Source organism: Streptomyces sp. NPDC057623, from assembly GCF_042800355.1.
Classification (GTDB): Bacteria; Actinomycetota; Actinomycetes; order Streptomycetales; family Streptomycetaceae; genus Streptomyces.
In genome coordinates this window covers 13452-39797 of record NZ_JBHVGZ010000077.1, presented here as the reverse complement: position 1 = coordinate 39797, position 26346 = coordinate 13452, and the positions used below count along the sequence as shown (strand labels likewise).

The 26346-nt window shown below is 69.9% G+C and carries 23 protein-coding genes; 17 read left to right on the top strand and 6 right to left on the bottom strand.

Going from position 1 to position 26346, the window contains the following annotated elements:
- Positions 1-413: 413 nt before the first annotated feature.
- Together ACFU95_RS43100 and ACFU95_RS43095 are read right to left on the bottom strand one after the other, a co-directional pair.
- Complete coding sequence (locus ACFU95_RS43100) at positions 414-1733, bottom strand: D-arabinono-1,4-lactone oxidase (RefSeq protein WP_383840634.1); 1320 nt, start codon at positions 1731-1733, stop codon at positions 414-416.
- The gene (locus tag ACFU95_RS43095) at positions 1693-2931 is read right to left on the bottom strand and encodes an MFS transporter (RefSeq protein WP_383840632.1); all 1239 of its coding nucleotides are present in this window, start codon (positions 2929-2931) and stop codon (positions 1693-1695) included. The genes ACFU95_RS43100 and ACFU95_RS43095 overlap by 41 nt, the downstream gene beginning before the upstream one ends.
- A gap of 225 nt (positions 2932-3156) precedes the next feature.
- Here ACFU95_RS43095 and ACFU95_RS43090 point away from each other — a divergent pair, with 225 nt between their 5' ends.
- Both ACFU95_RS43090 and ACFU95_RS43085 read left to right on the top strand, forming a co-directional pair.
- Positions 3157-4284, top strand: a complete 1128-nt coding sequence (locus tag ACFU95_RS43090) for a ferrochelatase (protein ID WP_383840629.1) — start codon at positions 3157-3159, stop codon at positions 4282-4284.
- Between the two features lie 8 nt (positions 4285-4292).
- A complete protein-coding gene (locus ACFU95_RS43085; protein WP_383840627.1) occupies positions 4293-5117 on the top strand; it encodes an inositol monophosphatase family protein in 825 nt (274 codons plus the stop codon).
- Positions 5118-5198: 81 nt separating this feature from the next.
- Here ACFU95_RS43085 and ACFU95_RS43080 read toward each other — a convergent pair whose 3' ends face one another.
- Positions 5199-5372, bottom strand: a complete 174-nt coding sequence (locus ACFU95_RS43080; protein WP_383840624.1) for a hypothetical protein — start codon at positions 5370-5372, stop codon at positions 5199-5201.
- Between the two features lie 419 nt (positions 5373-5791).
- Here ACFU95_RS43080 and ACFU95_RS43075 point away from each other — a divergent pair, with 419 nt between their 5' ends.
- From ACFU95_RS43075 to ACFU95_RS43060, 4 genes are all read left to right on the top strand, one after another.
- Entirely contained in the window at positions 5792-6445 is a 654-nt protein-coding gene (locus tag ACFU95_RS43075; protein ID WP_007385219.1) for a response regulator transcription factor, read from the top strand.
- A gap of 6 nt (positions 6446-6451) precedes the next feature.
- Positions 6452-7705 (top strand): sensor histidine kinase, encoded by a 1254-nt coding sequence (locus ACFU95_RS43070; RefSeq protein ID WP_383840621.1) that lies wholly within the window; start codon positions 6452-6454, stop codon positions 7703-7705.
- A gap of 405 nt (positions 7706-8110) precedes the next feature.
- Positions 8111-8407: a DUF4193 domain-containing protein gene (locus tag ACFU95_RS43065; protein WP_005481602.1), complete on the top strand. Its 297-nt coding sequence runs from the start codon at positions 8111-8113 to the stop codon at positions 8405-8407.
- Positions 8408-8420: 13 nt separating this feature from the next.
- Positions 8421-9359 (top strand): hypothetical protein, encoded by a 939-nt coding sequence (locus tag ACFU95_RS43060; RefSeq protein WP_383840618.1) that lies wholly within the window; start codon positions 8421-8423, stop codon positions 9357-9359.
- Between the two features lie 84 nt (positions 9360-9443).
- On the opposite strand, the gene ACFU95_RS43055 is transcribed toward ACFU95_RS43060, so the two are convergent.
- Positions 9444-9905 (bottom strand): DUF3093 domain-containing protein, encoded by a 462-nt coding sequence (locus ACFU95_RS43055; RefSeq protein ID WP_383840615.1) that lies wholly within the window; start codon positions 9903-9905, stop codon positions 9444-9446.
- Positions 9906-9963: 58 nt separating this feature from the next.
- Here ACFU95_RS43055 and ACFU95_RS43050 point away from each other — a divergent pair, with 58 nt between their 5' ends.
- The 8 genes from ACFU95_RS43050 (at position 9964) to ACFU95_RS43015 (ending at position 17904) form a co-directional block, all read left to right on the top strand.
- Positions 9964-10548 carry a PaaI family thioesterase gene (locus tag ACFU95_RS43050; RefSeq protein ID WP_383840613.1) on the top strand — a complete coding sequence of 195 codons (585 nt, stop codon included), beginning with the start codon at positions 9964-9966 and terminating at the stop codon, positions 10546-10548.
- Positions 10545-11105 carry a dUTP diphosphatase gene (dut, locus tag ACFU95_RS43045; protein ID WP_383840610.1) on the top strand — a complete coding sequence of 187 codons (561 nt, stop codon included), beginning with the start codon at positions 10545-10547 and terminating at the stop codon, positions 11103-11105. The genes ACFU95_RS43050 and dut overlap by 4 nt, the downstream gene beginning before the upstream one ends.
- Position 11106: 1 nt before the next feature.
- On the top strand, positions 11107-11868 hold the full coding sequence (locus ACFU95_RS43040; RefSeq protein ID WP_383840607.1) for a DUF3710 domain-containing protein: 762 nt from the start codon (positions 11107-11109) through the stop codon (positions 11866-11868).
- Between the two features lie 190 nt (positions 11869-12058).
- The gene (locus tag ACFU95_RS43035; RefSeq protein WP_383840605.1) at positions 12059-13225 is read left to right on the top strand and encodes an alginate lyase family protein; all 1167 of its coding nucleotides are present in this window, start codon (positions 12059-12061) and stop codon (positions 13223-13225) included.
- A 140-nt stretch (positions 13226-13365) separates the two neighbouring features.
- Positions 13366-15942, top strand: a complete 2577-nt coding sequence (locus tag ACFU95_RS43030; RefSeq protein ID WP_383840603.1) for an ATP-binding protein — start codon at positions 13366-13368, stop codon at positions 15940-15942.
- The gene (locus ACFU95_RS43025) at positions 15936-16652 is read left to right on the top strand and encodes a response regulator (RefSeq protein WP_383840600.1); all 717 of its coding nucleotides are present in this window, start codon (positions 15936-15938) and stop codon (positions 16650-16652) included. The genes ACFU95_RS43030 and ACFU95_RS43025 overlap by 7 nt, the downstream gene beginning before the upstream one ends.
- Before the next feature lie 109 nt (positions 16653-16761).
- Entirely contained in the window at positions 16762-17160 is a 399-nt protein-coding gene (locus ACFU95_RS43020) for an OB-fold nucleic acid binding domain-containing protein (protein ID WP_037642785.1), read from the top strand.
- A 3-nt stretch (positions 17161-17163) separates the two neighbouring features.
- Positions 17164-17904 carry a DUF3159 domain-containing protein gene (locus tag ACFU95_RS43015; RefSeq protein ID WP_383840597.1) on the top strand — a complete coding sequence of 247 codons (741 nt, stop codon included), beginning with the start codon at positions 17164-17166 and terminating at the stop codon, positions 17902-17904.
- Between the two features lie 176 nt (positions 17905-18080).
- On the opposite strand, the gene ACFU95_RS43010 is transcribed toward ACFU95_RS43015, so the two are convergent.
- Entirely contained in the window at positions 18081-18758 is a 678-nt protein-coding gene (locus ACFU95_RS43010; RefSeq protein WP_315882048.1) for a TrkA family potassium uptake protein, read from the bottom strand.
- Positions 18758-19429, bottom strand: coding sequence for a TrkA family potassium uptake protein (locus ACFU95_RS43005; RefSeq protein WP_128430916.1), 672 nt, complete (start codon positions 19427-19429; stop codon positions 18758-18760). The genes ACFU95_RS43010 and ACFU95_RS43005 overlap by 1 nt, the downstream gene beginning before the upstream one ends.
- Before the next feature lie 527 nt (positions 19430-19956).
- Between ACFU95_RS43005 and ACFU95_RS43000 the strand changes: the two genes are divergently transcribed.
- From ACFU95_RS43000 to ACFU95_RS42990, 3 genes are all read left to right on the top strand, one after another.
- Complete coding sequence (locus ACFU95_RS43000; RefSeq protein WP_383840593.1) at positions 19957-22005, top strand: APC family permease; 2049 nt, start codon at positions 19957-19959, stop codon at positions 22003-22005.
- Positions 22006-22145: 140 nt separating this feature from the next.
- Positions 22146-23474 (top strand): class I SAM-dependent RNA methyltransferase, encoded by a 1329-nt coding sequence (locus ACFU95_RS42995; protein WP_383840590.1) that lies wholly within the window; start codon positions 22146-22148, stop codon positions 23472-23474.
- Positions 23475-24111: 637 nt separating this feature from the next.
- Positions 24112-26307 (top strand): hypothetical protein, encoded by a 2196-nt coding sequence (locus ACFU95_RS42990; RefSeq protein WP_383840587.1) that lies wholly within the window; start codon positions 24112-24114, stop codon positions 26305-26307.
- Positions 26308-26346 lie beyond the last annotated feature (39 nt).

Below are 26346 nucleotides of genomic sequence, written 5' to 3'. Positions count from 1 at the left end.
GACGTCACGTGCGTCGCTGCTTCCGCTAGTCGAGTGTGGCCTGCCCGGGTGCAGCCTGCCACAACCTTGCCGAGTTGCCCGGCGTGTCGGGCACGGGCCCTGGAACGCCGTTATGGCACGGTTACCTATTCGCAACGCTAAGTGACCAACTCCGTCACCCTGTGCAACTAGCCCCCTCCCGGCGGTCCTTGAAGGCCACGGACAGCCAGGCGGGAGACCGGACCCAGGGCTCGCAACAGTACTCCATTTGGGCCACGTGCGTGGATTGGCGCGCCGCCCAGTTTCTGGCAAGAAGCGTGACTCGGCCGTCGGTTGAGCCGTTTTCGGATCTTGGACGTGGCGTACTTCACCCACTCCGCAGAAACGGAACCAATGGATTTCGCCGGTGCGTCGCGCCGGTCGCGGGACGTCGGCTACGCCCCCAACACCCGCCTCAGGTAGTCGTTCTGGAACCGGCGGTCAGGGTCCAGCCGGTCCCGCAGCGCCGTGAACTCGCCGAACCGCGGGTACACCCGGGCGAAGTACTCGGCGTCCCGGGTGTGCACCTTGCCCCAGTGCGGCCGCCCCTCGTGCGCGGTGAAGATGCGCTCGGCGGCGGTGAAGTACCGCTGGAACGGGGTGCCCTTGACCATGTGGACGGCGATGTACGCGCTGTCGCGGCCCGAGGCGGTGGAGAGCGTGATGTCGTCGGCCGGGGCCGTGCGGACCTCGACCGGGAAGCTGACCCTGAGGCCGGAGCGGTCGACCATGGCCTTCAGTTCGCGCAGCGTCCCGACCACGGCCTCGCGCGGAACGGCGAATTCCATCTCCACGAAGCGCACCCGGCGCGGCGATGTGAAGACCTTGTAGGGGATGTCGGTGTACGTCCGCGCGGACAGGGCCTTGCTGGAGACCTGGGCGATCGCGGGGATCGTCGCGGGCACCGCCCGGCCGACCCACTGGGCGACCTGGAAGACGCCGTTGGAGAGGAACTCGTCCTCGATCCAGCCCTGGAGCTGCGACACCGGCTTCTCCGGGCCCGCACTGCGGTTGTTGCGCTTGGTGTTGGTGCTGCCGGTGTGCGGGAACCAGTAGAACTCGAAGTGCTCGTTCTCCGCCCACAACTCGTCGAAGTCCGCCAGGACCCTGTCGAACGGCATCGGCTCCTCGCGCGCGCAGAGCAGGAAGAGGGGCTCCACGGCGAAGGTGATCGCGGTGACGACGCCCAGGGCGCCGAGGCCGATCCGGGCGGCCGCGAAGACCTCGGGATTGTCCTTCTCGGAGCACGTGAGTACCGAGCCGTCGGCGGTGACCAGCTCCAGGCCCTTGATCTGGGCGGCGATCGAGGCCGAGTCGCGGCCCGTGCCGTGCGTGCCGGTACTCGTGGCGCCGGAGACCGTCTGCTCCATGATGTCGCCCATGTTCGTGAGCGACAGACCCTCGCGCGCCAGGGCCATGTTGAGTCTCTTGAGCGGTGTGCCCGCCTCGACCGTGACCGTCATGGCGTCGCGGTCGATGTCGCGTATGCCGGTCAACAGTTGAGGGCGGATCAACACGCCGTCGGTCGCGGCTATGGACGTGAACGAATGCCCGCTGCCGACCGCCTTCACCTTCAGGCCGTCCTCGGCGGCCCGGCGTATCGCCGCGGACAACTCCTCGACGGAGGCCGGAGTGACCTCGCGCGCGGGGCGGGCGGCGACATTGCCGCCCCAGTTACGCCACGTGCCGTTCCTGCCGCTCGCTGTGCTGCTCAACGGTGCCTCCCCGACCCGGAGCCGGCCTGCTGAGCCGGCGGTACCCCAGGAAACCGACCACGACCGCGACGGCTCCGGACACCACCGGAACCCCGTACCCGGCGTCCGCACCGGCGGCGTCGATGACCCAGCCGGCCGCGGAGGAACCGAGCGCGACCCCGACGGCGAGCCCGGTGCTCACCCAGGTCATGCCCTCGGTCAGTTGCGCGCGTGGTACGTGCTCTTCGATCAGGGACATGGTGGTGATCATCGTGGGAGCGACCGCCATGCCCGCAACGAACAGCGCCACGGCCAGAAGCGGCAAGTTTCCGACCAGTAGGAGGGGGATCATACTCACGGCCATCGCGCATATGCCCAGCAGCCAGCGAGGTTCGGGCGCCCCCTTGAAGCGCAACAGCCCGAAGACGAGGCCCGCCGCGCAGGAGCCGGCCGCGTACAGGGCGAGGACCACGCTCGCGGCGCCCTTGTGCCCCTGCTCGTCCGCGAAGGCCACTGTGACCACGTCGACGGCCCCGAAGATCGCCCCGGTCGCCACGAAGGTGGCCACCAGGACCTGCAGTCCCGGGGCGCGCAGGGCCGAGCTCCCGCCGCGCTCCTCGCGCGGATGCGGCGCGGGCTCGGTGCCCCGCTGTGCGGTCAGCCAGAAGACGCCGACCGCCAGGAAGCAGCCGGCGAGCAGTGGTCCGGCCTCCGGGAACCAGGCCGTGGACAGGCCGATGGAGATGATCGGCCCGAAGATGAAGCACACCTCGTCGATCACGGATTCGAAGGAGTACGCGGTGTGCAGCTGAGGCGTCCCCCGGTACAGGGCGGCCCAGCGGGCGCGGACCATCGCCCCGACGCTGGGCACGCAGCCGATACCGACGCACGCCGCGAACAGCACCCAGTCCGGCCACCCGTAGTGCGCGGCGAACAGCAGCAGGCCCCCCGCCACGAGCGAGATCAGCGTCGCCGGACGCAGCACCCGCCGCTGCCCGTACTGGTCGACCATCCGTGAGACCTGCGGACCCGCGACCGCCGCGGCGAGCGCGATCGTGGCCGACAGGGCGCCGGCGAGGCCGTACCGCCCCGTCAGCTGGGAGATCATCGTGACCACGCCGATGCCCATCATCGACAGCGGCATCCGGCCGAGGAGGCCCGCGGCGGAGAAGCCCTTGGTGCCAGGGGCGGCGAACAGGGCGAGGTAGGGGCTCGGCACGGGGGTCTCCGGTCAGGCGGAGCAGCGGGGGCTGCGGTGGTTCGGGGGTGACGCGGCAAGGCGTGTGGGCGGCCCGGTGGGCATGCGGCGACCCGGTAAGGCGTGCGGGCGGCCGATACAGCTTACGAGTTAGGTGACCCTAACGCACCGGGCCGGACGCATCGGGAACCCGGGTGGTCACCCCACCGTTTCCCGGCTGTCAGTACCGGATGACAGGATCGATCCATGCCAGACGTGCACGATGCCACCCCCTACGACGCCCTGCTCCTGCTCTCCTTCGGCGGCCCCGAGGGCCCGGACGACGTGATCCCGTTCCTGGAGAACGTCACCCGGGGGCGGGGCATCCCCAAGGAACGCCTGAAGGAAGTCGGCGAGCACTACTTCCTCTTCGGCGGCGTCAGCCCCATCAACGACCAGAACCGCGCCCTGCTGGACGCCCTCCGCAAGGACTTCGCCGAGCACGGCCTGGATCTGCCGATCTACTGGGGCAACCGCAACTGGGCGCCGTACCTGACGGACACCCTGCGCGAGATGGTCGCCGACGGCCGCCGCCGCATCCTCGTCCTCGCCACCAGCGCCTACGCCTCGTACTCGGGCTGCCGCCAGTACCGCGAGAACCTCGCCGACTCGCTCGCCGCCCTCGAGGCCGAGGGCCTGGAGCTGCCGAGGATCGACAAGCTGCGGCACTACTTCAACCACCCCGGCTTCCTGGAGCCGATGATCGACGGCGTGCTCGAATCCCTCGCCGACCTCCCCGAGGACGTCCGGGACGGCGCCCACATCGCGTTCTCGACCCACTCGATCCCGAACGCGTCCGCCGACACCTCCGGCCCCGTCGAGGACCACGGCGAGGGCGGTGCGTACGTCGCGCAGCACCTGGACACCGCCCGGCTGATCGCCGACGCCGTACGCGAGCGCACCGGCGTCGACCACCCCTGGCAGCTCGTCTACCAGTCCCGCTCCGGCGCCCCGCACATCCCGTGGCTGGAGCCCGACATCTGCGACCACCTGGAGGAGCGCCACGAGGCCGGCGTTCCGGCCGTGGTGATCTCGCCCATCGGCTTCGTCTCCGACCACATGGAGGTCCTGTACGACCTCGACACGGAGGCCAGGGACAAGGCCGAGGAGCTGGGTCTGCCGATGCGCCGCTCGGCCACCGTCGGCGACGACCCGCGGTTCGCCGCGGCGGTCCGCGACCTCGTCCTGGAGCGCGCCGCCGTGGCGCGATCGGAAGAGGTCACGCCCTGCTTCCTCGGCGGGCTCGGCGCGAGCCACGACCTCTGCCCGGTGGGCTGCTGCCCGGCCCGCGCTCCCCGGCCCGCCGCGGCGGGTGCCGACAGTCCCTACGCGTGAGGAGCCCCGTGAGCGACGTACTCGACCCTCTGCACTCGGAACTGCTCGAACTGGCGCAGCAGGCGGCGCTCCGCGCGGGCGAGCTGCTGCGCGACGGCCGACCGGCCGACCTGGCCGTCGCGGCGACCAAGTCGAGCCCGATCGACGTGGTCACCGAGATGGACATCGCGGCGGAGAAGTTGATCACGACCCTGATCTCCGAACGCCGCCCGGACGACGGCTTCCTGGGCGAGGAGGGCGCCTCCACCGAGGGCACGAGCGGCGTCCGCTGGGTGATCGACCCCCTGGACGGCACGGTCAACTACCTCTACGGACTGCCGACCTGGTCCGTCTCCATCGCCGCCGAGCAGGACGGTGAGGCGGTCGTCGGCGTCGTGGCCGCCCCGATGCGCCGCGAGACGTACCACGCGGTCCGCGGGGGCGGCGCCTGGGCCACGGGAGCGTGGGAGGGCGAGCGCAGGCTCAGCTGCCGTCCCACGGCCCCCCTGGAGCAGGCCCTGGTCTCGACCGGCTTCAACTACGTCACCGAGGTCCGCACTCACCAGGCCGACGTCGCCCGGCGGCTGATCCCCCTCCTGCGCGACATCCGACGCGGCGGCTCGGCCGCGATCGACCTGTGCGACCTGGCGGCGGGCCGCCTGGACGGCTACTACGAGCGGGGGCTCAACGCCTGGGACGTGGCCGCGGGCGACCTGATCGCACGGGAGGCGGGCGCGCTGACGGGTGGGCGCCCCGGGGAGCGGCCCTCGCGTGACCTGGCGGTGGCGGCGACGCCGGGGGTCTTCGAGCCGCTCCAGCGGCTGCTGGAGGAGTTCGGGGCCTGGCACGACTGAGGCCCGACCCTACGGCTCTCTCGCGGCAGCAGGCCCCCAGCGCTGGATTCGCCGGGGGCCTGCTGTTGGTCCGCGAGCTGCTCAGACGCGAGTCGCGCCGACTTCCACACCGTGCTCGGCGGCGAGGCGGCGCAGGTCGTCGAGCTCGCCCTGTTCCACCTCGACGAGGAAGTCGTCGCCGTCGTCGAGAGCCCGCGTCAGGTCGGACTCGGTCGTCCTTATGCGCTGCAGAAGTCCTGTGGTGAATGCGTCCATGCTGCGCCCCCTCGTCCTGGGTCGTGGGTCGATGGCACGGGGGTGTGCCGTTCGGAAGGGGCGATCACGTCTCCAGTGGATGCCCAGCGCTGCCCATGCCGGGCGGCGACGGTGCCGGACACCCACACCCGCCCTGCGGAAAGCGGATCGCCTCGTACCGCTTGGTGGTGCGGCACAAGCAGAGCGTGATCGCGGGGTGTACAAGCCGTCCTCCCCCCGCTCTCTTCCACGGAAACCTCAACCGGAGGAGAAAATCTCGCATTCCCGGGCCTCACACCTGTCCTTCATGGCCCGCTCCCCCGTCTTACCGCCGACTTATGACCGAAAAGGGCAGGATGGAGGCCAAGACCCCCAACCAAGGCCCCTGCCCGCCAGCGAGGACAAGCGCTACGCGGGTGGACACAGGAAGGACAAGCGACGTGCGCGTACTCGTCGTCGAGGACGAGCAACTGCTCGCCGATGCGGTGGCCACCGGACTGCGCCGGGAGGCCATGGCCGTCGACGTCGTGTACGACGGTGCGGCCGCCCTGGAACGCATCGGCGTCAACGACTACGACGTGGTCGTCCTCGACCGCGACCTCCCGCTGGTGCACGGCGACGACGTCTGCCGCAAGATCGTCGAACTCGGCATGCCCACCCGCGTGCTGATGCTCACGGCGTCCGGCGACGTCAGCGACCGTGTCGAGGGACTGGAGATCGGCGCCGACGACTATCTCCCCAAGCCCTTCGCCTTCAGCGAGCTGACGGCACGCGTGCGTGCCCTCGGGCGCCGTACGAGCGTGCCGCTGCCGCCCGTCCTGGAGCGCGCCGGCATCAAGCTCGACCCCAACCGCCGCGAGGTCTTCCGCGACGGCAAGGAGGTGCAGCTGGCGCCGAAGGAGTTCGCCGTCCTGGAGGTGCTGATGCGCAGCGAGGGCGCGGTCGTCTCGGCCGAGCAGCTGCTGGAGAAGGCCTGGGACGAGAACACCGACCCGTTCACGAACGTGGTCCGGGTGACCGTCATGACGCTGCGCCGCAAGCTGGGGGAGCCGCCGGTGATCGTCACCGTGCCCGGTTCCGGCTACCGGATCTGATCCCCCATGGCCGCGACACCCGCGCCTCCGCAGGCGCCCCCGAAGCCCACGTGGGACCCCCGCAAGGCGGAGCCCTCCTTCCCGTGGCTGCGCCCCACCATCCGGATACGGCTCACGTTGCTGTACGGCGGCATGTTCCTGATCGCCGGCATCCTGCTGCTGTCGATCATCTATCTGCTGGCCGCGCAGGCCATCAGCACGGGCAACCAGCCGCCGTTCAAGATCGTGAGCGCCTCCAACGAGATCAGGGTCTCGAGCGCCGACTGCCCCGCGGTCAACAACGCCAAGGGCCTGACGCTCAACGAGTTCAACTCCGCGATCAGCGCCTGTATCGACCAGCAGCGCCGGATCGCCCTGGACGACCTCCTCAGCCGCTCGCTCCTGGCCCTCCTCGGCCTCGCCATCATCGCCTTCGCCTTCGGCTACGCGATGGCCGGCCGAGTCCTGTCGCCGCTGGGCCGGATCACCCGGACCGCACGCGCGGTGGCGGGCTCGGACCTGTCCCGCCGTATCGAACTGGACGGCCCGGACGACGAGCTGAAGGAACTGGCCGACACCTTCGACGAGATGCTGGAGCGGTTGCAGCGGGCCTTCACCGCCCAGCAGCGCTTCGTGGGCAACGCCTCGCACGAGCTGCGCACCCCGCTCGCGATCAACCGCACGCTCCTCGAAGTGCATCTGTCCGACCCGCAGGCGCCGATGGAGCTCCAGCAGCTCGGCAAGACACTGCTGGCCACCAACGAGCGCAGCGAGCAGCTGGTGGAGGGGCTGCTGCTGCTCGCCCGCAGCGACAACCAGATCGTCGAACGCAAGCCGGTCGACCTCGCGGAGGTGGCCGAGCAGGCCGTCGACCAGGTGCACGCGGAGGCGGAGGCCAAGGGCGTGGTGATCCGCGGCGAGCAGAAGCCCGCCGTCGTCCAGGGCAACGGCGTGCTGCTGGAGCGGATCGCGCTGAACCTGGTGCAGAACGCCGTCCGGTACAACATCCCGGAGGGCGGCTGGGTCGAGGTCACGACCGAGGTCCAGCACGGACAGGCGGTCCTGATCGTCTCCAACACCGGGCCGGTGGTGCCGGCGTATGAGATCGACAATCTGTTCGAGCCGTTCCGGCGGTTGCGCACGGAGCGTACGGGCAGTGACAAGGGTGTGGGCCTGGGACTGTCCATCGTGCGGTCCGTGGCGCGGGCGCACGGCGGGCACATCTCGGCACAGCCGCGTGAGGGGGGAGGTCTCGTGATGCGGGTGACCCTGCCGATCTGAGATCATGTGCGCCGACACTCGGCAGATACTCGGGGATGTTCGCTTTGCGCGGAATTTTCTGGGCACCGGACGAACGGCCTCGTGTGTGATCGATCACAAGGGCGGTTTTCCAGCCATCTACTCTCCGTGATCATGACGCCTGCCGGAAAGCCGGGAAAATCCGGGTTTTCGAGGGTCTTGATCACGGGAAGTACACGGTGAGACGCCTTTGAACTGCGGCATTAGGACCGTGTACGGTCCCGTTCGCCATCCAAGCCGATCACTCTTGAGGAGTTCGGTTGGGTGTCGATTGAGTAACAGACCTTGATGTGAGGCAAAATCTCCGCCTCGGGTCGGGCACAAGTCCGGCCTCTCACGCGTTACGTGCGCTGGAGACACCGCAGACACCCAGAGGGGGAGAGCGACATGGCAACGGATTACGACACCCCACGCAAGACCGACGACGACGTCGACTCGGACAGCCTTGAAGAGCTGAAGGCCAGGCGGAACGACAAGTCGACGTCCGCTGTGGACGTAGACGAGTTCGAGGCCGCCGAAGGCCTGGAGCTGCCCGGCGCGGACCTCTCGAACGAGGAGTTGGCCGTCCGGGTGCTGCCCAAGCAGCAGGACGAGTTCACCTGCATGAGCTGCTTCCTGGTGCACCACCGCAGCCAGCTGGCCCGGGAGAAGAACGGTCAGCCGATCTGCCGCGACTGCGACTGAGGTCGGGTCGGGCATGACTGGCTCGACCCCACCTTGGAAGCGCCGCTCCCGGGTGCCGGGAGCGGACGAAGGGCCGTCCGACGGCCCGTCTGGCGCGCGTGACGACGAGCGGGGCTCATCCAGTACGGGGGCCTCGCTCGAACCCGTGTCCGGGGCTGACCTCCCGGCACTGGTGGACGTTCCCGCGCCCGTCGCCCGGCGAAGGGCGGCGGTCATCCGGGAGAAGGCCCGGGAAGGGGTCCGCAAGGGCGGCAGCCGCGCCAGAGCGGGCCTTGCGTACCTCGCCGACCGGATCATCGAGAACGCCCCGCGTATCCCCGTACGGGACCTCGCGGCGCTGCGCCGGCAGTTCCCGGGCCTCGGGCCCGAGCAGCTCGCCGACAAACTCGTGACGGGAGCGGCCAACGCGAGCTCGACGGTCGGTGCGGGAGTCGGTGCCGCGGCGATGCTGCCGGTGCCACCCGCGATGCCCACGGAGCTGGCCGCCGAGATCACCGGTGTGGCCGCGATCGAGCTGAAGCTGATCGCCGAGCTGCACGAGGTGTACGGCGTGCGCCCGCCCGGCGGTCTCAAGGACCGCAGCACCGCGTATCTGACCTCGTGGTCCGAGGAGCGCGGCATCGACCCGATGAAGCCGGCGACGATCAACGCCGCACTCGGTGGGCAGATGAAGCGCGAGCTGCGTCAGCAGATCATGAAACGCATGGTCCGCAACCTGCCGAACCTGATGCCCTTCATGGTGGGCGCCGCCGTGGGCGCGGTCATGAACCGCCGGGACACCAAGAGACTCGCGGCACGTATTCGGGCGGACCTGCGAAAGATCCAGGTGCCCTGGGACGAACTGCCGCAACTGCCGCCCCTGGAACGTCCGGCGCAACCGCTGGAGATGGGGGACATCGCGCGGGAGCTGGGACGCAAGAAGCCCGGCGGCGGCTGGAGAACCGGCCGCTGAGAGGGCGTCCGATGTGCCCCGGAGAAGATTTTGCCGCGGCTGGAGCGAGCCTTGACCCGGCCGGTGAAGGCCCGCTCTGGTGTGCTAGGCCGCGGCCTTCGCCGCCTTGATCGCCTCCGCCAGGCGCTCCGGCTCACGGGTCGACAGGTAGAGGTAGGGAGTCGGGTCCGCGGGGTCGGTGACCTCCACGCGCAGGGCGGTGGGGATGTAGGCGCGCAGGAGGAGGAAGGCGCGGGTGTCGGCCTTGTGGGTGCGCCAGGCGCGGGCCTCCTCGGGGTCCAGGACATGCGCCTCGCCCAGGGCCCGCACCGGGATCTTCGCCTCGCCCGCGATCAGTGAATCGCCCACCACGCGGATGCGGAGCGAGCCGTACGAGCTGGCCATGACGGCCGCCGCGGCGGTGCCGCCGGCCAGGCCGCCGAGCATGGGCAGCGTGCCGAACGGCAGAAGGATCAGAGCCAGGGAGACCCCGACCAGGAACGAGACCAGCCACCACGAGCGGGGGGCGGTGAGACGTTCTTCGTACGGGGCGGCGGAGAGCTGCATGGAGCCAAGCTTGGCACGGTGTCCGATTGCTGCCGACGCGCGGGTAAGGTCTGCGGCTGTGAGTGGTACTTCAGCGGCTCTCAAGCCCCCGGCGGACGCCGTGAAACCGGCCCGGCACCCCGATGCGCCCGCGTCCGGTGAGCTTCTCGGCGCGCACTACGGCGAGTGTTTCGGCTGCGGTGGCGAGCAGGCCCACGGGCTGCACCTGGCGGCGCGGGCCGGGGACGGCGTCAGCATCACGGCCGAGTTCACGGTGCAGCCCGCTCATCAGGGCGCACCCGGCCTGGCGCACGGCGGTGTCCTCGCGACCGCCCTCGACGAGACCCTCGGATCGCTCAACTGGCTGTTGCGGACGATCGCGGTGACCGGGCGGCTGGAGACCGACTTCGTGCGGCCGGTTCCCGTGGGCACGGTCCTGTATCTGGAGGCCGAGGTCACGGCGGTGGCGGGCCGCAAGATCTACTCCACCGCGACCGGCCGGATCGGCGGCCCCGCAGGGCCCGTCGCCGTCCGTGCCGACGCGCTCTTCATCGAGGTGAAGGTCGACCACTTCATCGACAACGGCCGCCCCGAGGAGATCCGGGCCGCCATGAACGACCCGGACCAGGCGCGGCGTGCCCGTGCCTTCGAGGTGAACCCGTGAGCCGTGCCCCCCTGGACGTGCTGATCCGGCGCGTCGACCCGGACGTACCGCTGCCGGCGTACGCGCACCCCGGTGACGCGGGAGCCGATCTGCGCACCACCGAGAGCCGCGAACTGAAGCCGGGGGAGCGGGCCGTACTGCCCACCGGGGTGTCTGTCGCACTCCCGGAGGGGTACGCGGCGTTCGTGCACCCCCGTTCCGGTCTCGCCGCCCGCCTAGGTGTCGCCCTGGTGAATGCCCCGGGGACGGTTGATGCCGGGTACCGTGGGGAGATCAAGGTGATCGTGGTGAATCTCGACCCGCACGAGCCCGTGCGGTTCGAGCGCTTCGACCGGATTGCCCAACTGGTGGTCCAGCAGGTCGAGAGGGTCCGCTTCCAGGAGGTCGCGGAGCTTCCCGACTCGGCACGGGCGGCGGGGGGCTTCGGGTCCACCGGCGGCCATGCCGCGGTGGGCGGCACAGGCGATACAGGCGATACAAGCGGTGAGGCCGCCGATGGCGGCGCAACGGGTGGGAATCGATACGCTTCGGTCGTATCCGACCGGGAAGGACAGTGACGTGTTCGGACGTCGCAAGAAGAAGGGTGCCGCCGAGGACGCGGCCGGCGAGCCCGAGCAGGTCGTCGACAGTGTCGACACTGAGGCGGACGACGACGGTGAGCGCGAGCGCGTGAGGCTCGAACCGGAACCGCGGCCCGACGGGCCCTGGGACAGCTCCGAGGTCCGTGAGCCCGGCGAGGGCCGGGTGGACCTGGGCGGCCTGCTGGTACCGGGCGTCGACGGCATGGAGCTGCGCGTGGAGGTCGCGGGCGACGCGATCGTCGCGGCGACCGTCGTGCTGCGTGACAGCGCCATCCAGCTCCAGGGCTTCGCGGCGCCCAAGCGTGAGGGCATCTGGGGCGAGGTGCGCGAGGAGATCGGCTCCGGCATCACCCAGCAGGGCGGCATCATCGACGAGGTCGAGGGCCCGCTGGGCTGGGAGTTGCGGGCCCAGGTGCCGGTGCAGCTGCCGGACGGCACGGGTGGCTTCCAGGTCGTGCGGTTCGTCGGTGTGGACGGCCCCCGCTGGTTCCTGCGCGGTGTGATCTCGGGTCAGGGTGCCGTGCAGCCGCAGGCGGCCGGTCTGCTCGAGCAGATCTTCCGGGACACGGTCGTGGTGCGCGGTGAAGGCCCGATGGCCCCCCGTGACCCGATCGTCCTGAAGCTCCCCAACGACGCCCAGATGGTCCCCGAGGGCGTCCAGCAGGAGGAGGCCGGTTCGCGCTTCTCCGGTGGCATGGGCCAGCTCCAGCGCGGGCCGGAGATCACCGAGGTTCGCTGAGCGTCGCGGAGACAGCTCGGCGCCTCAGAAACAGCCGTAGAAGCATCAGGGCCGCACCCCTCGGGGGTGCGGCCCTTTCTCGTGCGTGAACCCTTGACGGCGCATTGGTCTGTACCTACCGTCTCCGGCCAACGCGTCTGTTCATAAAGGCGCTTAACGTTCACATACAAGAACGGAAGGCCCCCCACGCATGCGCAGAACAGCACTCTTCGCGGCCGCGGCCGCCCTCGTCGCCGGTGTCCTCGCCTGGCCCGCCGGTGCCGCTCCCGCCACCTTCGCCCACCCCGGAGTCGCCGTCTCCAAGGGGCAGTTGGACTTCACCCGCTCCAAGGTCAACGCCGGCGCCCAGCCCTGGAAGGGCGCCTTCGACCGCATGATGGCGAGCAAGTACGCCGATCTGAACCGCACCCCCAAGCCCCGCGCGGTCGTCGAGTGCGGCTCGTACTCGAACCCCAACTACGGCTGCACCGACGAGCGCGAGGACGCGATAGCCGCCTATACCCAGGCCCTCGCCTGGTACATCACCCGCGACGAGCGGCACGCGAGGAAGGCCATCGAGCTGATGGACGCCTGGTCCGCGGTGATCAGGGACCACACCAACAGCAACGCGCCCCTCCAGACGGGCTGGGCCGGCTCCTCCTGGCCCAAGGCCGCCGAGATCATCAAGTACACGTACACCGGGAGCTGGGCGAACTCCGGCCGCTTCGCCACCATGCTCCGCACCGTCTATCTGCCCGAGATCATCAACGGCTCGAACTCCAACGGGAACTGGGAGCTGTCGATGACGGAGGCCGCCGTCGGCATCTCCGTCTTCCTGGAGGACAAGGCGTCCTACGACAAGGCCATGGCGAAGTTCCGCACCCGCACCGCCGCCTACGTCTACCTGTCCTCCGACGGCGACCTGCCGAAGACCGTGCCGAGCCAGAACCTCGACACCCGGGAGAAGATCGTCAACTACTGGCAGGGGCAGGGCACCTTCGTCACCGGCCTCACCCAGGAGACCTGCCGCGACCTCACCCACACCGGGTACGGCATCTCGGCCATCTCGCACGTCGCGGAGACCAGCCGGATCCAGGGCCAGGACCTCTACGGCACTGACGTCGGTGAGCGGCTGCGGCACGCGCTCGGGTTCCAGGCCAGGTACGAACTCGGCGAGGCCGTGCCCGGCTGGCTGTGCGGGGGCTCGCTGAAGCGCGGGCTCGGGCCGGTCACCGAGGTCGGGCACAACGCCCTGGCCAACCGTCTCGGCCACGCCATGACCAACACCGGGACGCTCAACCAGCGCAACCGCCCGTCCGCCGGAAACAACCTCTTCGTGGCCTGGGAGACCCTCACCCACGGCGACAACCCCGGCTGAGCCCCCTCGTGACGTCCCGGCGGGAGCGTCAGAGTTGCGTCAAAGACGCTCCCGCCACCGCACCCGGCCCCATTTGTCGCGATTGCTGGCCGTAATCTCGACGCTGCGCAGGCAGTACCGGCCGGAACACAATGAGGACCATGGGACGCGGCAGGCTTCGGATCTACCTCGGTGCGGCACCGGGCGTCGGCAAGACGTACGCGATGCTGGCCGAGGCGCACCGTCGTATCGAGCGGGGCACCGACTGCGTGGTGGCGTTCGTGGAGACCCACGGGCGGCCGCGCACCGAGGTGATGCTGCACGGGCTCGAACAGATCCGGCGCAAGCGGCTGGAGTACCGGGAGAGCGCCTTCACCGAGATGGACGTGGCCGCCGTCCTGGCGCGGCGTCCGCAGGTGGCGCTCGTCGACGAACTCGCCCACACCAACATCCCCGGCTCGCGCAACGCCAAGCGCTGGCAGGACGTCGAGGAACTCCTCGCCGCCGGGATCGACGTGATATCGACGGTGAACATCCAGCACCTGGAGTCCCTCGGCGACGTCGTCGAGTCCATCACCGGCGTACGGCAGCAGGAGACCGTGCCGGACGAGGTGGTGCGCCGGGCCGACCAGATCGAGCTGGTCGACATGTCGCCACAGGCACTACGGCGTCGTATGGCGCACGGCAACGTCTACCAGCCGGACAAGGTCGACGCGGCCCTCTCGAACTACTTCCGGCCCGGCAACCTGACCGCGCTGCGCGAACTGGCGCTGCTGTGGGTGGCGGACCGGGTCGACGAGTATCTGCAGCAGTACCGCAGTGATCACCGGGTGTCGAGGATCTGGGGTTCGCGGGAGCGGATCGTGGTCGGGCTGACCGGCGGGCCGGAGGGGCGGACCCTGATCCGGCGCGCTGCCCGGCTCGCGGAGAAGGGCGCCGGCGGCGAGGTGCTGGCCGTCTACATCGCCCGCAGTGACGGACTGACCTCTGCCTCGCCGAAGGAGCTCGCCGTCCAGCGCACCCTGGTCGAGGACCTGGGCGGAACGTTCCACCATGTCGTCGGCGACGACATCCCGGCCGCGCTGCTGGCCTTCGCGCGCGGTGTGAACGCCACCCAGATCGTCCTCGGCTCCTCGCGGCGCAGGAGCTGGCAGTACGTCTTCGGGCCGGGCGTGGGCGTGACGGTCGCCCGGGACTCGGGCCCCGACCTCGACGTGCACATCGTCACGCACGAGGAGGCCGCCAAGGGGCGCGGACTGCCCGTGGCCCGGGGAGCCCGGCTCGGCCGGCCCCGGATCCTGTGGGGCTGGTTCACCGGCGTCGGCGGTCCGGTGCTGCTCACCCTGCTGCTGACCCACATCGACGCCGACCTCGGTCTCGCGAACGACATGCTGCTGTTCCTGACCCTGACGGTGGCCTCCGCCCTGCTCGGCGGGCTCTACCCCGCTCTGGCCTCGGCGGCGGTCGGCTCGCTGCTGCTCAACTGGTTCTTCACGCCACCCCTGCACCGCGTCTCGATCGCCGATCCCAAGAACCTGCTCGCCCTCGTGATCTTCGTCCTGGTGGCGGTCGCGGTCGCCTCCGTGGTCGACCTCGCCGCCCGCCGCACCCACCAGGCGGCCCGGCTGCGTGCCGAGTCGGAGATCCTTTCGTTCCTCGCGGGCAACGTGCTGCGCGGCGAGACCGGCCTGGAGGAGCTGCTGGAGCGGGTCCGCGAGACCTTCGGAATGGACTCGGCGGCCCTGCTGGAGCGCGAGAGCGACGTCGCCCCGTGGACGCGCGCGGGCGAGGCGGGCACGGGACGGGCGCCGGAGCGGCCGGAGGACGCGGACGTCGACGTACCGGTCGGCGACCACATGGCCCTCGCGCTGACCGGCCGCGTGCTGCCCGCCGAGGACCGCAGGGTGCTCGCCGCCTTCGCCGCCCAGGCCGCGGTCGTCCTGGACCGCCGCAGGCTCCAGGAGGAGGCCGACCAGGCCAAGGAGCTCGCCGAGGGCAACCGCATCCGTACGGCGCTGCTGGCCGCCGTCAGCCATGACCTCCGTACGCCTCTCGCGGGCATCAAGGCCGCGGTCACCTCGCTGCGGTCCGACGACGTGGCCTGGTCGGAGGAGGACGAGGCCGAGCTGCTGGCGGGCATCGAGGAGGGCGCCGACCGCCTCGACCACCTCGTGGGGAACCTCCTTGACATGTCCCGGCTTCAGACCGGCACGGTCACGCCGCTGATCAGGGAGATCGACCTCGACGAAGTGGTGCCGATGGCGCTGGGCGGAGTGCCCGACGGAAGCGCCGAGCTCGACATCCCGGAGACGCTGCCCATGGTGGCCGTGGACCCCGGGCTGCTGGAACGGTCGGTGGCCAACCTGGTAGAGAACGCCGTCAAGTACAGCCCGGACGGCGGCAGGGTCCTCGTGTCCGCCAGTGCCATCGCGGACCGGGTCGAGGTCCGGGTGGTCGACCGCGGGCCGGGTGTCCCGGACGACGCCAAGGAACGTATCTTCGCGCCCTTCCAGCGCTACGGGGACGCCCCGCGCGGCGCGGGAGTGGGCCTGGGACTCGCGGTCGCACGCGGCTTCGCCGAGGCGATGGGCGGCACGCTGAACGCCGAGGACACGCCGGGCGGCGGCCTCACCATGGTGCTCACTCTGCGGGCGGCGGGATCGCGCGCGGAGCGGCTCGAAGAGGGGGGCGCGTCCGTGGAGCACCCCGCGCGACCAGAAAGGCAGACCACATGCTGAGCCCGACCGGGGGGACTCCCCAGACCTCCACCAGGGTTCTGGTGATCGACGACGAGCCGCAGATCGTGCGCGCCCTCGTGATCAACCTCAAGGCCCGCAAGTACGAGGTCGACGCGGCCCACGACGGGGCCACCGCCCTCGAACTCGCCGCCACCCGCCACCCCGACGTGGTCGTTCTCGACCTCGGTCTGCCCGACATGGACGGCGTCGAGGTGATCCGCGGGCTGCGCGGCTGGACCCGGGTGCCGATCCTGGTGCTGTCCGCCCGGCACTCCTCCGACGAGAAGGTCCAGGCGCTGGACGCGGGCGCGGACGACTACGTCACCAAGCCCTTCGGCATGGACGAGCTGCTGGCCCGGCTGCGGGCCGCCGTCCGCCGGGCCGAGCCCACCGGGGGCGGCGAGGACGACGTGATGGTGGAGACCGCGGAGTTCACCGTCGACCTGGCCGCGAAGAAGGTCAACAGGGGCGGGAAGGACGTACGGCTGACCCCCACGGAATGGCATCTGCTGGAGGTGCTCGTCCGCAATACGGGACGTCTCGTCAGCCAGCGGCAGCTGCTCCAGGAGGTGTGGGGGCCGTCGTACGGGACGGAGACGAACTATCTGCGGGTCTACATGGCCCAGCTCCGCAGGAAGCTGGAGGCGGACCCGTCGCATCCCCGGCATTTCATCACCGAGCCGGGGATGGGGTATCGATTCGAAAAGTGAGCTGCGGGGGGGGGCCGGGGGTCCGGGGGTCGGCCCCCGGGGGATGCGGCATCACCGAGCCGGGGATGGGCTATCGGTTCGAGAAGTGAGGCCCGGTAGGCTTCAGGACATGAGTGCTGTTCCTCGTTCCGAAAAGTCGGTGGGCCGGTTCCGGCGCATGCTTGACCGGCTCTCCTCGTCGCAGGAGGACCTGGAGTCCGAGGAGCTGCGTGAGGACGCCGAGACCGCCGGCTGTATCAAGATCGGTGACTGCCGTGACCGACAGATAGTGACGGTTACTGGTACCTTGCGCACGGTCACCCTGCGGCCTCGCGCGGGCGTTCCGGCCCTGGAGGCCGAGCTGTTCGACGGCTCCGCCGCGCTGGACGTGGTGTGGCTCGGCAGGCGCTCCATAGTCGGGATAGAGCCGGGGCGCCGGCTGATCGCATCGGGCCGGATCTCCATGAGCCGCGGCCGCCGGGTGCTGTTCAACCCGAAATACGAACTGAGACCCCTCGGACGGGAGTAGCCGGTGACGTCGCTCGACAAGCCGACTGAAGACACCACCGACACCACCGCAGACGCCGGCCAAGATGTCCGGGCGGTGACCGAGGCCGCGCTGTTCGAGGCCTTCGGCGGCATGCGCGGCATGATCGAGACGGTGCTGCCCGGTCTGCTCTTCGTCACCATCTACACGATCAACAAGGACCTGCACCTCTCGGCGATCGCCGCGCTCGCGGTGTCCCTGGTGCTCGTGGTCGTGCGCCTTGTGATGAGGGACACCGTCAAGCACGCGTTCAGTGGCGTCTTCGGCGTCGCCTTCGGTGTCGTGTTCGCGATGATGACCGGCAACGCGAAGGACTTCTATCTGCCCGGCATGCTCTACACGCTGGGGCTGGGGCTGGCGTACATCATCACGACCCTGTGCGGGGTGCCGTTGATCGGGCTGATCCTCGGGCCGGTGTTCAAGGAGAACCTCTCCTGGCGTACCCGCAATCCCGGACGCAAGAAGGCCTACGCCAAGGCCAGCTACGCGTGGGGGGCGATCCTGCTGGCCAAGTGCGCGATCCTCTTCCCGCTGTACCTGTGGGCGGACACCACGCAGCTGGGCTGGGTGCTGGTCGCCCTGAAGATCCCGCCGTTCCTGCTGGCCGTGTGGCTGACGTGGGTGTTCCTGGCGAAGGCGCCCGCGCCGATCGACGTGTTCGCGGAGATGGAGGCGGCCGAGAAGGCCGAGGAGGAGCGGAAGGCTGCCGCCCGCTCGGCCGAGTAGGTACCCGGCGTTGGTGTGACCGTCCCTGGGGGCTGCCGCCCCCAGACCCCCGCTTCGGCCTGAACGGCCTCGTCCTCAAACGCCGGACGGGCTGGATTGCCGGCCGCCGCTGAAATGTGAAGGGCGCCCCTGAGATCCTCGGGGGCGCCCTCCGCCGTCGTAGTCCCGCCAAGGACTCAGCTCGCCGTGTCCTCCCGGCGCACCGACAGCAGGTCCTCCAGCTGCTCCTCCCTCGCCTGGGCGGCCACGAACAGCAGCTCGTCGCCCGCTTCCAGGGAGTCCTCGCGGGTCGGGGTGAGCACGCGGGTGCCGCGGATGATCGTCACCAGGGAGGTGTCCTGCGGCCACTCCACGTCGCCGACCTGGGTGCCGGCCAGGGCCGACTCCTCCGGGAGGGTCAGCTCCACGAGGTTCGCGTCGCCGTGGCTGAAGCGGAGCAGACGGACCAGGTCGCCGACGCTCACCGCCTCCTCGACCAGGGCCGACATCAGACGCGGGGTGGAGACGGCCACGTCCACGCCCCAGGACTCGTTGAACAGCCACTCGTTCTTGGGGTTGTTCACCCGGGCGACGACGCGCGGGACGCCGTACTCCGTCTTCGCCAGCAGGGAGACGACCAGGTTGACCTTGTCGTCGCCCGTCGCGGCGATCACCACGTTGCAGCGCTGCAGTGCCGCCTCGTCCAGCGAGGTGATCTCACAGGCGTCGGCCAGCAGCCACTCCGCCTGCGGGACGCGCTCGACCGAGATGGCGGTCGGCGCCTTGTCGATGAGCAGGACCTCGTGGCCGTTCTCCAGCAGTTCGCCCGCGATCGAGCGACCCACCGCGCCGGCACCGGCAATGGCGACCCTCATCAGTGACCGCCCTCCTCTTCGGGACCCTTGGCGAACGCCGCCTCGACCTTGTCGACCTCGTCGGTGCGCATCATGACGTGCACCAGGTCGCCCTCCTGGAGCACCGTCTGCGAGGTGGGCAGGATCGCCTCACCGAGCCGGGTCAGGAACGCCACGCGGACGCCCGTCTCCTCCTGGAGCCTGCTGATCTTGTGGCCCACCCAGGCCGCGGACGCGTGCACCTCGGCGAGCTGGACACCGCCGGTGGGGTCCCGCCACAGCGGCTCGGCGCCGGAGGGCAGCAGCCGGCGCAGCATCTGGTCGGCCGTCCAGCGGACCGTGGCCACGGTGGGGATGCCCAGACGCTGGTAGACCTCGGCGCGGCGGGGGTCGTAGATCCGCGCCGCGACGTTCTCCACGCCGAACATCTCGCGGGCCACGCGCGCGGAGATGATGTTCGAGTTGTCCCCGCTGGAGACGGCGGCGAAGGCGCCCGCCTCCTCGATGCCCGCCTCGCGCAGGGTGTCCTGGTCGAAGCCGACGCCGGTGACCCGGCGGCCTCCGAACCCGGGGCCCAGGCGGCGGAACGCGGTGGGGTCCTGGTCGATGACGGCGACCGTGTGTCCCTGTTGCTCCAGGGTCTGGGCAAGAGCGGAACCCACCCTTCCGCAACCCATGATGACGATGTGCACGGTCTTACCCCGCACTCCTCGTTAGGCGTCTGACTTGCGTGAACGTGGTGCTCATATCCTTCTCTCGGTTCGCCGGGCAGCAGGCGCGGGCCGGTCGCGGACCGCTGGGCAACATCATGCCGGGGAATGCCCGGGATGATCCCTCGCGGTACGGATCGTGGACTCGCGTGTGCCTCGGTCCACCGTAACGTTCGGCTCCGACCCACCGACCGGCGAGTCGGGTGTCCCCGTACGACCCCTCAGCGGCGGTTGAAGCTGCGGAGACTGGCGAGTGCCAGGAGTCCGAGTCCGGCGAGCGCGACGAGGGCCCCGACGAGCTGAGCGGTCGTCTGCGACATGAGGCCTCCCGGCTGTGATGAGCGTACTGACGCAGGTGAGCGGGTCCGCGGTTACGCAGGTCATGGAGGCACGCGGACCTCGCCCGGGCCGGCGCCCGGCACGTACGGGGCACGGAATTCACCCCGGCGCCGCGCGCGATTTCACCCGGATGTGCTCCGCCCCAGACAGGGGGCCTACGATTCTCTGTTGTGTCCAAACTGACCGACGTGCCCAAACGGATTCTGATCGGGCGCGCGCTGCGCAGCGACCGGCTGGCGGAAACGCTCCTGCCGAAGCGCATCGCACTCCCCGTCTTTGCCTCCGACCCGCTGTCCTCCGTGGCATACGCGCCCGGAGAAGTACTGCTGGTCCTCTCCATCGCGGGCGTGTCGGCGTACCACTTCAGCCCCTGGATCGCGGTCGCGGTCGTCGTGCTGATGTTCACCGTGGTCGCCTCCTACCGGCAGAACGTGCACGCCTACCCCAGCGGTGGCGGCGACTACGAGGTGGCGACCACCAACCTCGGCCCCAAGGCGGGCCTGACGGTCGCCAGCGCCCTGCTCGTCGACTACGTCCTGACCGTCGCCGTCTCCATCTCCTCCGGCATCGAGAACCTCGGCTCCGCGATCCCGTTCGTCGTCGAGCACAAGGTCGAGTGCGCGGCCGCGGTGATCCTGCTGCTGACGGTGATGAACCTGCGCGGCGTCCGGGAGTCCGGCGGCCTCTTCGCCATCCCGACGTACGTCTTCGTCGTGGGCGTCTTCATCATGATCGCGTGGGGCGCGTTCCGCGGGCTGGTCCTCGACGACACCATGCGGGCGCCCACGGCGTCGTACGAGATCAAACCGGAACACCAGGGGCTGGCGGGCTTCGCGCTCGTCTTCCTCCTGCTGCGCGCCTTCTCCTCGGGCTGTGCCGCGCTCACCGGTGTCGAGGCGATCTCCAACGGCGTCCCGGCCTTCCGCAAGCCCAAGTCGAAGAACGCGGCGACCACGCTCGCGATGATGGGCCTGCTGGCCGTCACGATGTTCTGCGGCATCATCGCGCTGGCCATGGTGACCAAGGTCCGCATGGCCGAGAACCCGGCCGTCGACCTGATCAAGGACGGCGTCGCGGTCGGCTCCGGCTATGTCCAGAACCCGGTGATCACCCAGGTCGCCGAGGCCGTCTTCGGCAAGGGCAGCTTCTTCTTCATCGTGCTCGCGGCGGCCACCGCCCTGGTGCTGTTCCTGGCGGCCAACACCGCCTACAACGGCTTCCCGGTGCTCGGCTCGATCCTCGCCCAGGACCGCTACCTGCCGCGCCAGCTGCACACCCGCGGAGACCGGCTCGCCTTCTCCAACGGCATCGTGCTGCTGGCGGGCGCGGCCATGCTCCTGGTGTGGGTCTACGGCGCCGACTCCACCCGCCTGATCCAGCTCTACATCGTCGGCGTGTTCGTCTCCTTCACGCTCAGCCAGACCGGCATGGTCCGCCACTGGAACCGCCTTTTGGCGAGCGAGAAGGACCAGGCCAAGCGCCGCCACATGATCCGCTCCCGCGCGATCAACACCTTCGGCGCCTTCTTCACCGGCCTGGTCCTGATCGTCGTGCTCGTCACCAAGTTCACGCACGGCGCCTGGGTGGCGCTGCTCGGCATGGTGATCTTCTACGGCGTGATGACGGCGATCCGCCGCCACTACGACCACGTCTCCGAGGAACTCGCGGCCCCCGAGGGCCCGAGCGACGACAGCGTACGGCCGTCCCGCGTGCACTCGGTCGTCCTGGTCTCCAAGATCCACCGCCCCGCCCTGCGCGCCCTGGCCTACGCCAAGCTGATGCGCTCGGACACCCTGGAGGCGCTCAGCGTCAACGTCGACCCGGCGGAGACCAAGGCGCTGCGCGAGGAGTGGGAGCGGCGCGGGATCGACGTCCCGCTGAAGGTGCTCGACTCGCCGTACCGCGAGATCACGCGGCCGATCATCGAGTACGTGAAGGGGGTGCGCAAGGAGTCCCCGCGCGACGCCGTGTCGGTGATCATCCCCGAGTACGTGGTCGGCCACTGGTACGAGCATCTGCTGCACAACCAGAGCGCGCTGCGGCTGAAGGGCCGGCTGCTGTTCACGCCGGGCATCATGGTGACCTCCGTGCCGTACCAGCTCCAGTCGTCCGAGGTGGCGAAGGCCAGGGCCCGCAAGCGGCAGGACTGGAACGCTCCGGGAGCGGTGCGGCGCGGTCCGGCCCAGGAGCGGGCGAAGGAGCCGGACGCCCGGCGCTGACACGGGTCGGGGCACGGCCGGGAGCACGTAGACTGGTGGGCTGTTGTCAGGCCCCGAGCGACTCCGGTCGGACCGTGCTCCGGCCGACCTCTGACCGCCGTTCAAGGCCGTATCCCTTCTCGATCTGGAGTCACCCCACCATGCAGGCAGAACCGAAGAAGTCGCTGGTGGGGGAGGAGTACGAGGTCGAGATCGGCCCCGTCGCCCACGGTGGGCACTGCATCGCCCGCACTGACGAGGGCCAGGTGCTGTTCGTCCGGCACACGCTGCCCGGCGAGCGGGTGACGGCCCGGGTGACCGAGGGCGAGGAGGGCGACCGCTTCCTGCGCGCCGACGCGGTGGAGATCCTGGACGCCTCCAAGGACCGTGTCGAGGCGCCCTGTCCCTTCGCCGGCCCCGGCCGCTGCGGCGGCTGCGACTGGCAGCACGCCAAGCCGGGGGCACAGCGCCGGCTGAAGGGCGAGGTCATCGCCGAACAGCTGCAGCGGCTCGCGGGACTGACGCCGCAGGACGTCGGCTGGGACGGCACGGTGATGCCTGCCGAGGGCGACAAGCTGCCCGCGGGACAGGTGCCGCAGTGGCGGACGCGCGTGCAGTACGCCGTCGACGCCGACGGTCACGCCGGACTGCGCCGGCACCGCTCGCACGAGGTGGAGCCGATCGACCACTGCATGATCGCCGCCGAGGGGGTCAGCGAGCTCGGCGTCGAGAAGCGCGACTGGACCGGTATGGCGTCGGTGGAGGCGATCGCGGCGACGGGTTCGCAGGACCGCCAGGTGATCCTGACGCCGCGGCCGGGTGCGCGCCTGCCGATCGTGGAACTGGACCGGCCGGTCTCGGTCATGCGGGTCGGCGAGAAGGACGGCGGCGTCCACCGTGTCCACGGCCGCCCCTTCGTCCGCGAACGCGCGGACGGCCGTACCCACCGGGTCGGCAGCGGCGGCTTCTGGCAGGTCCACCCGAAGGCCGCCGACACCCTCGTCACGGCCGTCATGCAGGGTCTCCTGCCCCGCAAGGGCGAGATGGCCCTCGACCTGTACTGCGGCGTGGGCCTGTTCGCCGGAGCCCTGGCCGACCGGCTCGGCGACAAGGGCGCGGTCCTCGGCATCGAGTCCGGCAAGCGCGCGGTGGAGGACGCCCGGCACAACCTCGCCGACTTCGACCGGGTCCGGATCGAGCAGGGCAAGGTCGAGGCGGTGCTGCCGCGGACGGGTATCACCGAGGTGGACCTGATCGTGCTGGACCCGCCGAGGGCCGGGGCGGGACGGAACACGGTCGCGCATCTCGCGTCGCTGGGGGCGCGGCGGATCGCTTATGTGGCGTGTGATCCGGCGGCGTTGGCTCGGGATCTGGGGTATTTCCGGGACGGGGGGTATCGGGTGCGGATGTTGCGGGCGTTCGATCTGTTTCCGATGACTCATCATGTGGAGTGTGTGGCGATTTTGGAGCCTGCCGGAAAAGGTCTCTGACCTGCAGTTTTTCTAAAGGTGAGACCTCGTTCGACCTGTTTCCGGAGCGCCATGGGATGAAGCGCGCTGCGCTCCATGTCTGCCATATAAAGGCGCTGATCTGCGGCTTTGCCAACTGCAATGTGGAGCACGCGTCTGGTGTCCACACTTCGGGCGAAAAGCTGGTGATTCGTGACGCTCGTTTGACGCTGCTTCTGAAGGCGCGTTAGGCGACGGCGTCGGCTCCTGGCGTTGTGCCGTACGCGTTGAGGTTTACGAGGCCATGGCGGTGCGACGACAGTTGCCAGGTGCGGTTGCAGAGCGCCGCTTCCTCTTGCCCCCCTTGGCTTGGTCGGCGCAGCGCTCGGCGTACTGCCACGAGAGTGCGGTCTGATGTTGGCGGCGGCGCGTGTTCGCTGTGAGCAGCTACTGGGCATCACAAAGTGACGAAAGTGCCGCCGGGATGCCATGTGCAGGCATAGTCTGCGGGAATAACCGCAGTCCAGGCTGGGGCGGCCTGCAGTGCGGCGGAGGTGTCATGGGTGGGGACCCGTATGTATCAGGAGCGGTCAGCGGCCAGCCGGAGGCGTCATCGGCGCGTCGAGACGGGACGGAGGTGCCTGATCCGTACGGGGAACGGGCTCTTCTGACCTCTGCTATGACACGGGGCTATGACGCCGTACCTGACGAGGAGCGGGATCGGCTGCTCCGTTACCTCGAAGCGGTGGTTGCGGCTCGCCCGGCGCCGGTGCACACCACCGTCGCTTTCAACGCCGTGTACTTCGGTTACGACCTTGGCGGCGATGGCTACGGTGGCAGCCCGCTGTGCCTCGACGACTTCCCCGTGATCACCTTCGGTGAGTGCGCTCCTGTGCTCCCGGTCGGTGCCATGGTGTGTGTCGCCACCGGCTCGGACCCTCTCTACGCCGAGATCGTCTACCGGGAGGGTGCTCACCCGGAAGCGGGAGGCTTCGGGGACATTCCGGCCTGGTTGTCGGGGGCGCCCGCGGGTGCGGAGGGACCTGGTAGGCCGGGGAACAGCACAGCTCCACGGCGCAGGGAGCTACTGGTACCCGACCTCCACGCCTTCGGCCCAGCCCTGAGCCTGTCACCGGCCCAGCTCCACCGCTTACGCACGCGTCGGCGCTGGATCAACGAGGATGGCCATGTCGTGGTCGACGTGTGCTACCCGTCCCCGGAGGCGGCCCGGCGCGACGATCTGACGGCCTATGCGGACCATCTCCTGACTACGGCACGGGAGCAGTTGCTCAGCCCTTTCGTCCCGGTGTCCCTCGCCGCACTGGTGGGCGGCACGCACGACGACAACCTGCGGGCGGGGCTGCTCGGTCTCCTCGGCACGGTACGAGGTGTGCTCAACTCCAGCGCCGCTTTGCGCACATGGCGTGACTACACCATGACCCGGACCTCCCTCGCGGACTGCTGGCGGGACACCGGACCGTTGGGCGGTGACGACCTCAGGTCGCTTGCTGCGGCGGTCGAACGCGCGGCCACCCCAGGGAGGCGGCGCTACGGCCTCACCACGCCAGTCACCGTGTACACAGCGGTCGGACCGCGGCTTCGCGGGTTCCCGGGGGCGACGGAACTGCTCAGGGGAGTGGGGTACGCCGCAGCGGTGTACCGGGCGAACGTGGCGCTCGCCGACGTCGTCCAAGGGGGCAGCGACCAGGGCCTGTTCGAGAACGGCTCCCGGATCACACTCGACGACGCCTTCGAGGGCGGAGGTGTGTGGCGGTCCCATCATCCCGGTGATGTAGATACGCCCGGAGATCCGCTGGCCCCGGCCGGACGCGGCTGGACGGCCACGTTGCCTGCGCCATCGGAGCCGGAACCGGAAACAGAGTTGGACCCGGTCGATCTGCCCTTGGCCGACGACACCTCCTTCGGCACCGGCGAACTCCTGCGGAGCGACGCGCAGGAGATCGTCTGGCGGGCACCCCTGCGGCTGGCTCAGCTCATCGACGGCTGGTTCCCGTTGCATCCGTACGTCGTCGAGGAACTCCGCCGGTCTCACGGTGTACGCTCCACGGTCCGGCTCGAACTTGACCATGCCGGCGAGGTGTTGGACGAGACGGAGGCGGTGCAGGACGTCACCGCGGAACTCGGTGACGACTCGGGCCGGTTGATCGGAATAGCCTGGCCCCGCGACTTCTTCCCCGGTCTGATGCTTGAACTGCGTCGGCTTCGTGGCGGCTCGGTGATCCGCCTGGTCACGACGCAGCTCAAGGAACGGGTGCAGGTCGGCGACCGTGAGACCGGGCACTGTTACGACCCTCGTGTGCTCACCAGGGAGGACGCCCCGGGAAGTGACCGCCACGGTGACAGCGCCGTCGGGCTCGGCCCCCGTCAGCTGGTGATGCGCACCGTGCGCCGTTGCGGCCTGCTCACGCTGGACGGCCAGGCCCTGATAGACCGTTCGGTCCTGCCGAGCGCGGTCTACGGGCGTCGGCCGACCCGGTCACAGGCCGCAGCCCTGGAATCGGCCGTCACGGAACTGCTCGCGGAACGGCACCTTGAACCCGCCCTCGGCAGCCGAGACGCCTGGGGCCAGCCGCATTTCCCGCCGCGCGACGGACAGCGGACCATCCCTCTCATCGGCTACTGCCCCGCCCGGCCCCGGGTGATACGTCCCTGGGGCGGAACTGATCCGGGTGGTGAGGGGCTGCGGGGAGTCCAGTTCGTCCCCGGCCATCTGCGCCGCCTGCGACCGGGTTGCTCGCCCAGCGACGTTCAGCGCGCGGCCTTTCGGGAGCACTGCCGCAGGCTCGGCAAGGCGGACGGTTGGGAACTGCCCTACGGATACACGTTCGTCACCGAGCACACGCGCGGCCGCTGATTCGTTGCGCCTTTTGCGCGTTCACAGGTCCGGCCAGCC